Source organism: Streptomyces sp. NPDC002676 (assembly GCF_053592455.1).
Map to the genome: position 1 here is coordinate 102,262 of NZ_JBSFVT010000010.1, position 9,415 is coordinate 111,676.

6 protein-coding genes are annotated in these 9,415 nt (G+C 67.5%); 4 read left to right on the top strand and 2 right to left on the bottom strand.

The features are described 5' to 3' along the window. Positions 1 to 147: 147 nt before the first annotated feature. A complete protein-coding gene (locus ACWD3E_RS26275) occupies positions 148 to 1,368 on the bottom strand; it encodes a M6 family metalloprotease domain-containing protein (protein ID WP_451390014.1) in 1,221 nt (406 codons plus the stop codon). Between the two features lie 768 nt (positions 1,369 to 2,136). Between ACWD3E_RS26275 and ACWD3E_RS26280 the strand changes: the two genes are divergently transcribed. Continuing rightward, the gene (locus ACWD3E_RS26280) at positions 2,137 to 4,788 is read left to right on the top strand and encodes a WD40/YVTN/BNR-like repeat-containing protein (protein WP_451390015.1); all 2,652 of its coding nucleotides are present in this window, start codon (positions 2,137 to 2,139) and stop codon (positions 4,786 to 4,788) included. Between the two features lie 232 nt (positions 4,789 to 5,020). Here the strand turns inward: ACWD3E_RS26280 and ACWD3E_RS26285 are convergent, their stop codons facing one another. After that, a complete protein-coding gene (locus ACWD3E_RS26285) occupies positions 5,021 to 5,578 on the bottom strand; it encodes an ATP-binding protein (RefSeq protein ID WP_451390016.1) in 558 nt (185 codons plus the stop codon). Between the two features lie 1,261 nt (positions 5,579 to 6,839). On the opposite strand from ACWD3E_RS26285, the gene ACWD3E_RS26290 reads away from it, so the two are divergent. The 3 genes from ACWD3E_RS26290 (at position 6,840) to ACWD3E_RS26300 (ending at position 9,222) form a co-directional block, all read left to right on the top strand. Continuing rightward, positions 6,840 to 7,247, top strand: a complete 408-nt coding sequence (locus tag ACWD3E_RS26290; RefSeq protein ID WP_451390017.1) for a hypothetical protein — start codon at positions 6,840 to 6,842, stop codon at positions 7,245 to 7,247. A gap of 279 nt (positions 7,248 to 7,526) precedes the next feature. Further along, positions 7,527 to 7,844 carry a DUF5988 family protein gene (locus ACWD3E_RS26295; RefSeq protein ID WP_451390146.1) on the top strand — a complete coding sequence of 106 codons (318 nt, stop codon included), beginning with the start codon at positions 7,527 to 7,529 and terminating at the stop codon, positions 7,842 to 7,844. Positions 7,845 to 7,905: 61 nt separating this feature from the next. Further along, positions 7,906 to 9,222, top strand: coding sequence for a beta-ketoacyl synthase N-terminal-like domain-containing protein (locus ACWD3E_RS26300; protein ID WP_451390018.1), 1,317 nt, complete (start codon positions 7,906 to 7,908; stop codon positions 9,220 to 9,222). Positions 9,223 to 9,415 lie beyond the last annotated feature (193 nt).

Here is a 9,415-nt window from a genome sequence, read left to right on the forward strand (position 1 = left end):
TATGCGGTGTTCCCTGTGGGGCTATGCGATGTGACATTGCACAGCGGCTTGGGCCAAGGGTGGAGGCAGTCGGCCGTCACGGCCAGATCTCGGATCCCCACAACATCGGGTTATGGGGATCCGCTCGGCAGCGTCCGCCCTACCCGGTCACCACTTGTAGGTCCAGACGGTGTCGGTGTACGCGTCGGAGCTGCGTACGTAGATCCGGATGCGGGCGGTGCTGTCCTGGAACCACTGACCGGGTTGCCAGGCCTGCATGTCCCGTGTGGTGCAGTTCCCGGTGGGTGCGGCGGCATCGGGGTTGTCGACCACCTGGACCGGCCCGCTGCCGGTCGGGGTCGAGGTGTCGACCTTGTAGATGAGGACACCGGTGGCGCAGGCGCTGGAGTCGTTGGAGGCGGCCTTGCGGGACTCCGCGACGTAGGCGGTGGTGTCGCTGGTCTTGATCACCGCGAGTTTGTAGCCACTTCCGCCGTATTCCACCCCGGTCAGGGTCGTGGAGTACGTGTTCGCCGTGGACAGGCAGGAGACCTGGGAGTCGCTGATCCAGCCGAACTTCCACGCCTCCCAGGCGAAGTACTGCGGGGCCGGGCCCGAGATCAGGCCCATGAGGTCCCAGCCGCCGACGTACTGGTTGTGATCGCCGCTGAAGGCGTAGAGGTCGGGCAGGCCGAAGGTGTGGCTGGTCTCGTGGTCGGCGACCTTGTAGCCCCAGGTCCACATGTCCTGGCCGAAGGTCACCGCCCAGTGGATCGTCACCCACCTCTGGGTCGCCCGGTTCCACACGTGGGTCGGCTGGGCCGGGTCCTGGATGAAGGTGGGAGAGTGACCGATCGCGGCCGCGGTGCCGGTCGGCACGATGTAGAACATGTCGTACCGGGAAAGGTCGACGCCGGCGTCGGCGGCGCCGGTGAGCGCGTCCTTCACATACGTCTGGTGCGTGGCCCAGGAGAATCCGCGCTCCCAGTCGTAGTCGGTGGAGTTCTTCGGCATGCGCACCCAGTTGCCGTACGGGGCCTGAAGGTCGAGCCATGTCTTGCCGTTGGAAGCGTTCCACATCCAGTCGGCGGCTCCCGACAGCTGGTTGTAGTACGGGGTCAGGGGCAGGGATGTGCCGACGGCGTCGGGGAAGTCCACGTAGATCACGGCCACGTGTTTGGTGCCGACCGGGTTCTGGAACCGGGTGTAGTCGGTCGGTTGGCCCTCGTCGGTGTACCCGGTCGTCCCTTGCAGCGCACATGCCGAGGTGCTCCCGTTGTACGCGTGGGCGGGGTGGGCAAGTACGACGACCAGGGCGAGCAGGGCGGACAGGACCATGAGGAGCGACGCCGAGTGCAATGGGCGTCCGGTCCCGGCTGGGGAGCGCATGGTGCCTCCGGGGATTGGTGTTTGGGTGTGGGATCTGGACAGCATCGAACCGAGGCGGCGACGGACGGAATGGGCGTCGGTGAGGGCATGGGTGCCAGTGTGTCGGCCCGCTCGGCTCGTCGGCTGTTCGCGGCCGTGTGGGGTGATGAGGGCGGCGCGACCGCTTGCGTGGGGAGTTCTCACCCGGTCGCAGGGGCGGCCACGGCTCGAGCGGTTGTGGCACCCCGAGTCTTCGGCCGTGGTTCCCGAAGCCTGAGCCGTGCACTCCGGGTGCGCGGTTTACGCAAGGAGCAGTATTCGGCCGCCTGTACTCTGTCGGGGAGACATCAATAATCCATAACTCCGCGTTATGAGCCGGGGTTTCGAGGCCGGGGCACCTCGGATTGTTCGGCGGGCTGAGGGCATGCAGCGGTCCTCGACCGGCGGCGCTTCATCGGCTGCGAGATCCCCTGCACCGTCGGTGCCGGCGCCCACCCTGTCCCAGCGACGCGGAGCCGCCTGATGACCCGACGTCGGCCGTGGCAGGGGCACTGGTAACGGAGTACCGGCCGGCTGCGCTGCAATTACTGAGGTGCGCTGTCACTCCAGGACTTTCGACCGCGAACGAGGCCATTTTTAACAATCGTTACGTTTGTCAGGCTATAAAGTTGCTGTAAACCCCTGGGGTTGAGGGTGGGCGCGGGAGTACGGTTCCGGCGCTCGGCAGTAGGAGATCAAGTGCGGCCGTAGGGGCGGCCGCGACCTACGCCGAAGAAGCCGGAGACATCCATGCGTGGGTATTCCGCACGGCGCAGACCGCGCCGCGGGACGAAGAGCGGCGGCAGAAGGGCACTCGCCGCCGCAGCCGCCGCACTCCTGATAGCGGGGACGGGACCCGAGGCGGCGTTCGGGGCGAGCGACACGGACTCCAGCCGCCATGACGTGGCGGGCGAGGAGTCCCATGAACTGATGGAGTCGCTCGACGCGTTCAACGAGCCGAGACTCTCCCCCAGCGGACAGGTCACGCCGGGCGCGTACGCCGACGCCTGGGCGCACATCAAGAACATGCCGGTGAAGTCCGGGAGTTGGTCCGAGGTCACCACCTCCCCGTACAACGAGGACGCGCTGCACTACCGCGACCGGTCGGCCTCCAACTCCGGTGGCGGTGCAGGCCACTCGGCGGGCCGTATCGCCGCTCTGGCCACCGACCCGACGCGCCAGGGCGTGGTCTACGCGGGCGCCGCCGGCGGCGGCGTCTTCCGCTCCACGGACGACGGCAGAACGTGGACGCCGATCGCCGATCGGCTGCCCGCCCTGTCCGTGGGCGCCCTCGCGGTCGCGCCCGACGGCTCGCTGTGGCTGGCCACCGGCGAGGCGACCACCGCCTCCGACAACTATCTGGGCAGCGGCGTCTACCGGCTCGCGGACCCGGTCACCGGCACCTTCGGCGAGAGCGACAAGGTGGGCGGTACGGAACTGGACTCGGCCTCCATCCACACCCTCACCTTCGACGAGGCAGCAGGCTATGTCTTCGCGGCCTCCTCGCACGGCGTCTTCCGGCGCCCGCTGTCGGCCGGCCAGTCCACCGCCTGGACGAAGGTCCTCGCCCCCTGCGCCGGCGTCGGCATCAGCGGCGTGAGCTGCGGGGTGGACGGCCACTACGCGGACATCGCCAACGACATCGCCGTACAGCCCGGCAGCGACGGCACCAAGCTGCTCGCCAACGTGGCCTGGCGCAGCGGCGCCGACTACAACGGCTTCTACTACTCCACCGACGCGGGCACCACCTGGAAGCGCGCCAACCCGACCGGTGCGATCAACCCCGCCGAGATCGGCAACGCCGCCTTCGCGTACGCGGCCGACGGCAGCAGGCTGTACGTCTCGATGGAGTCCCCCAAGCTCCTCAACAAGTCCTCCGGCTCCGGCGTGTACTCGGTCCTCGCCGGCGTGTACGTCAGCCAGAGCGGCGACGCCAGCGGCTCGTTCAAGCAGATCGCGACCTCCTCGTCGCTGTCGAGGAGCGGCTCGGCGATGAAGGTCAACGAGATCGGCTCCGGCTACCAGCCCGGCTCCCAGTCCTGGTACGACCAGGTGATCGCGGTCGACCCGAGCGACCCGAACCACGTCTACCTGGGCCTCGAGGAGATGTTCGAGTCCCGGAACGGCGGCGCCACCTGGAAGACGATCGGCCGCTACTGGAACTTCGGCATGCCGTGCTTCTCGTACGACCCGGCCGCGAACTCCTGCGACGGCGACGTGATGCACTCCGACCAGCACGCCCTCGCCTTCTCGCAGTGGAAGGGCAGCACGCCTCAGGTGTTCGTGGGCAACGACGGCGGCGCCTACGCCCGCCCCACCACGCAGACCACCGCCGGCTGGCGCAACCTCAACGAGTCGGGCACCCTGCGCAACCTCCAGTACTACTCGGTGCGCGCGGGCAAGATGACCGACGGCAGCGGCGAGGCCGTCTGGGGCGGCCTGCAGGACAACGGCGTCTCACTGCTCGCGCCCAAGGGCGCGACCTACCAGGGGCAGCAGCTCAACCCGGACGGCGAGATGGTCTCCCCGTTCGGCGGTGACGGCGGCGACCAGCTGGTCAACCCCGCCGACGGCTGCCAGACGGTCGGCGAGTACGTCGACCTCGCGCTGCAAATCACGGACAACTGCGGCTACACGGCGAGCGACGACGGTTCCGAGGACGTGATCACCGACATCGCGCCCGGCGACCCGGGGGCCCGCTTCATCGCCCCGTTCAGCGCGGACGAGACCGACCCGAACGGCCTGTGGGTCGCGGGCGGCCAATACGTCTGGGGCAACACCGCAACCTGGAAGAGCACCTCCGGAGCCGACTGGACCCAGCTGTACGACCTGGGCGCCGGCCGCTCCGCCTCAGCGGTCGCCAGCCGCAACCACGTGACGTGGGCGGCCTGGTGCGGCCCCTGCTCCAAGGTCGACGGGACCTTCGGGCGGGGCATCGCCACCAACTACGGCGGCACCTGGCACCAGGTGAACCTGCCCGCCGCCTTCCCGAACCGGTACATCGCCGGCCTGACCATCGACCCGTCCGACGCCTCCGGCAAGACGGTCTATGCGGTGATCAACGGCTTCTCGCGGCACTGGAACGAGGGCCCCGGCGCGGGATACGGCCACGTCTGGAAGACCACGGACGGCGGCATGACCTGGACGGACATCAGCGGCGACCCCGCGGCCGCGGACTCCTTCCCGGACGCCCCGGCCAACGCGGCGCTCGTCACCAAGAACGGCACCCTCGTGGTCGCCACCGACCTGGGCGTGTTCACCAGCACCTCGGCGGGCCACTGGGCACGCCTCGGCACCAACCTGCCCACCTCGCCGGCGGTCTACCTCTCGCCGAGCTCGGACGGCAGCCAGGTGTACGTGGCCACGCACGGCCGCGGCATCTGGAAGACACCGACGGCGTAACGCGACACCCGGCCCCTCCACGCTGTGCCCGGCGTTGCCCGGGCACAGCGTGGAGGCCCCCGGACTGATCAGGGTGCCAAGCCTTCCGAGCGGGCGCCGGGCGACGCAGCAGGCGCCTGCCACGGGGTGCAGGGCAGCAAGCCGGGACACCCTCCGGCCTGATGCTGACCGTTTGCTGACTCAGACGCGGCGATCATGGGTCAGCTGTCGGCAGGTGTTCGAGGACTCACACTCACCTGTTGCTGACGCCTCCGCTCCCGCGGGTCCGGCGTGGGGGCCCTTCGGCCTGACACCATGGCTCACTTCCCGTAAGGGAGACAGCGGCCCAGATCGTACGGGTGCCGTCGTCAGCCACGTGTGTGCCGAGCGCTCGGGTGCAACTGGCGACGATTCCGAGACCGCGACCGAACCCTGTGGCATTGTGCCAGTGCTTCCCTGTGGAGACCCTTCCTTGGTCGCGCACCTGAATCCGCAGGTGAGTTCGGTTCCTCCGCAGGTTGGCGGTGATAACGGTGCTGTCGGTGTGAACGATGGCGTTCGTCGCAAGTTCCGTGGCGACGAGCAGGGCCGTATAACGGATGCTCTGGTCCGCCAAGTGCTGCTGGTCCAGCCATAAGCGAGTCAGATAACGGCAGATCGGAACGGATCGGTCCATTGCGGGGAAATGGACGGTGACGATGTGCGATCGGCACGAGGCGGTGGCCAGTGCCCGGACCGCCGACGAGTCAGGCCATCGCTCGATGTCCTGGGGGGAAAGATCGATCCGCGCGCACGCACGTGTGGTCAACATGTCTTGTCACTCCTGGTCCTGTGGGATGCAGGCCGCAGCGAGAAGTGCTGGCGCCCTGGGCGCGGTCCAGCGCCGACGTCGAGGAGGCGCGCCCTGCGCGTCAGACATGAAGAGCGTGCATCTCTGCATCGACAGCGGCCTAGTGGTCTTCCATCGCCGGCGAGGCGTGGATGGGCTGTTGCCGGGAACACGTCTCCAGGCTTCCCACCACTGCGCCCGGCATCGAAGGCGTAGCACCGATCCCGTCAGGGGCTGCCGCAACTCCTACAGAAGAGCGGGGGTCCCCAACTGGCCATACAGGGAGTGACGGCGTTCACGGCTGTCCTGTTTCGGCAACTCGCTCCGTTTCACGGGGATGCGGAAATTACGCGTCAGCCGACGCCGGCCGACGCCGGCTGACGGATCCAACACCTCTCGCGGGGTGCCCATCGTGGTAGCCCGCCGTGCAGCGGCCGGCACGAAACCGACGCGTTGAAAGCGGACGACCACTCCGCCGGAGAGGACGGGCGGCCCACCATTGGATGTAACCGTTATCCACCGGATTGGCATATGGCGACAACACTTACCCGAAGGCGGACACCCGGATGGCCTAACCTGTTGTGATGAAAATATCGGTTTGCATGCGGGGCGCATGGGTGACCAGACGGATTGATGGTGCCGCTCGCACACTATGTGCATCATGATGCTTCCACAGATTCATTCGGGAAGCCCGATAGTCCTCAGAATGCTGGCGATTTTCTCGCACGGCAGTCGACGTCTGCCGTATTGCAGCCAAGAGCCGATCGATGCGACGCTTTCCGGCCACGGTGTCGATCAGACGGTATGACCTTCCGGTGCCAACTGGATGTGCTGCCGCCCCGCCGCTTCGGTCGCGCATGCGCACCGGACCAGCCTGCCGGTCCTCGCACTTCGCCTTCAAAGTCGGCCGAAAACAGGCAAGTTGGGTGACTTCCCTCCCGTGGGAACGATGGCAACGGTCGGGGCGGTGCACGTACTCCGATCGGGTGACGCAGGCGCCGCCCCTCTTGAGATGCCACTCATCCGTGTCGCATTACTGGACTACGAGCCGGCGGGTTGCCCATCCCTTTCCGGGGACGTGACTGCTACCCGTTCCGGTCGTCACTCCCAGCACGCGAAGTATGCGGCGATCAGGTCGAGTTCTCGTTCACAGGCAGCCACCTCCCGGACAGTTGGAGGCAACCGCTCCCACCGGCCTCGTCGCCGATGAGTGAACCAGTAATCTCTTCAAGGGAGTGCCAACATGTTCCGTTACCGTCTTGCCGCCGCCACCGTCACCGCCACCATGGCGGCGGGCGCCGTCGTCGGCATCGCTCCTCTGGCCATGGCCACGCCCGCCGCCGCAGCTGCCTCAGCCTGTGTCGGCGACCTGCAGTCCGCGCAGACGTCGAACAACGCCGCCATCGCGGCCGACCAGGCCGACGACCCCGCTGCCGCCCGCACCCACAACGTGGCCACCGCCGCCTACCTCGAGGCCGCCATCAGTGACTGCCAGGGACAGCCGCAGGTCGTAGGGGCCGGCATCCTCATGGCCAGCGCGACCAACGCGACCGCCCTCGTGTACCACATTCTCGGATCCTCGAGCGCGGCCCTGAGCTCCGAGCAGGCGACTGCTTCGGCAATCAGCCAGGCACTGGCCAACGCGTCCTGACCGGTACATGCGCAGGTGGCCCTTGCGGCAACGCCCCCTGCTCCCGTCCGTCCCTGCGTGAGCCGGGACGAGCCGCCCGCCGGGACCGTCATCACCCCCCTCCGGCCCGGCGGGCGGTAAGCGGGCAGGGCACAGACCCTCTCTCCACAGATGGGGGCCTGGGCGTCGGTGAGTTCGCGTCCGCCGCCTGCCCTGCAGATTCTCTGCGTCCGCCCTCACGTCTGGCAGGTCATCATGCCGGTTTCCGCCTTCATCAATTCTCTGTGCCGCTCCTTCCTCATGGCATCCCGATGCCTGCTTCCCCCACTTCACCACCTTCCGCTCACTCTTGAGAGGACAAATTCGCCGCACAGCGGTGATGACCGGGCATCGGAGCCGAAAGTGCCGAATTCCGTTCGAGTGATGCTTTCCGGAGGCCCGGAATGGGTGCCGGTTCCTGTCGTATGGGAAGTCACATCCCTGGAATCCGAGCCCAAAGTGAAGGTCCTGTGCGGCAACGCCTACGAACATTTCGAGTTCTCAGGTCTGTACTCCGCCCATGACGGGGAGCAGTTGCCCGTCTACCGCTGGTGCCGTCGCACCTACGTGGCCGAATAGCCCACCATCTGACCCTGAAGGGAATACCCATGACCGACTCACTGTCACAGGCGGGTGCCTCGTGAGGCGGCGCACCGGCGCACGTGCGCGGGACGCCGTCGTCACCGGAATCGGACTGTGCCTTCCAGGTCTGGAGGATCCGGTGTTCACCGCCGACGACCTCTGGAAGGTCGCCTCCACCGGAACGTCCTGTCTCGTCAAGAAGGGCGTCTACTACGGCAGCGTCAACCTCCCGGCAGCGGTGTTCAAAGAGCGTGTGCCCGGCATCCCGGAATTCTTCTCACGCCACTACACGGACGCCCATCGCTTCGGGCTGGTCTCGCTCATGCAGGCGTGCCTGGACGCCGGCCTCGATGTGCAGCGCGACCTGGAAGAGGCCGCCGTCCTGGTGGGCCGGGGCGGAGTGGATGCCAACATCGACAGCTACCTCGCCGTGCTGCGGGCCGATCCGGCGACCTATCCCGTCGCCGACGCACTGGAAATGTTCGTCGCGGCGGAACAGGCCATCACCCCGTCGGACGTCGCCCTGGTCCAAGGCGCGCTCACTCGGTCGAGAGGCGCCAACTTCACGGTGTCGTGCGGCTGTGCCTCGTCCGCGCTACAGGTCGGCAACGCCCTCGGCATGATCGCCACCGGTGAGACCGACATCGCCGTGGTGACCGGAGTCGACGTCTTCAGCATCACGATGATCCGCAACATCCAGCGCCTGTTGAGCGGAGCCCAGGATGCGTACGACGCCATGCGCTCCCAGGACATGCCCGGCCTCCTGCCGTCGTTCGACGCCCTCATGCGTCCGTACGACGAACGTGCCGACTGCATCAACCACGGCGAGGGGTCCGCAACCATCATCATCGAGAGCCGGGAGCACGCCTTCGGACGAGACGCGGGACTCTACGGTCAGATCCTGTCGCAGGTCACCACGCGGGACGGGCTCGCGAACCCGCTGGCCTGTGACGAGACCGGGAAAGCACTGGTGTCCGCCGTGCGAAGGTGTCTCGGTGACACCTGGGACATCGATCAGGTGCCGTACATCCACGGGGGCAGCGACGGCAACATGGTCGTCACCTCGTTCGAGGCGAATGCGGTCAGGGAGCTGTACGGCTCGGCGTCACGCGACCTCCTCATGTCCTCACAAGAAGGTTGCTTCGGGCACAACGGCGCTCCGGCCGGCTGTCTCGGGGTGGCGCTGACCCTGCTGATGATGCGGAACCGTCAGGTGTGTCCGACGGCCAACTGCGAACAGCCGGCCGACCAACTGACCTTCAACCCGGTCCCCGGGACGGTGCCCCACCCGCTCGACTTCGACTACGCCTTCAGCTTCAACTACCAAGTGGGAGGGGTGAAAAGCGCGATCCTGCTGGGCGGCCCGGACGTCTGATCCCCGCCCTGTCCGCCCCCACCGTTCCGCGGTGTCACCCGCTCCGGACAGTGGAGAACCCACGGAGCCAGGTGCTGCCCGCCTCCACGGTATCCCGTGAACGCGTGCGGACGGACGCCACGCGCATCCGCACGGGCCGGCTCTCGTGCAGGAGCCCGCCGTCGTACGGCCCGACAGGCGGCCCGTCCCCCTC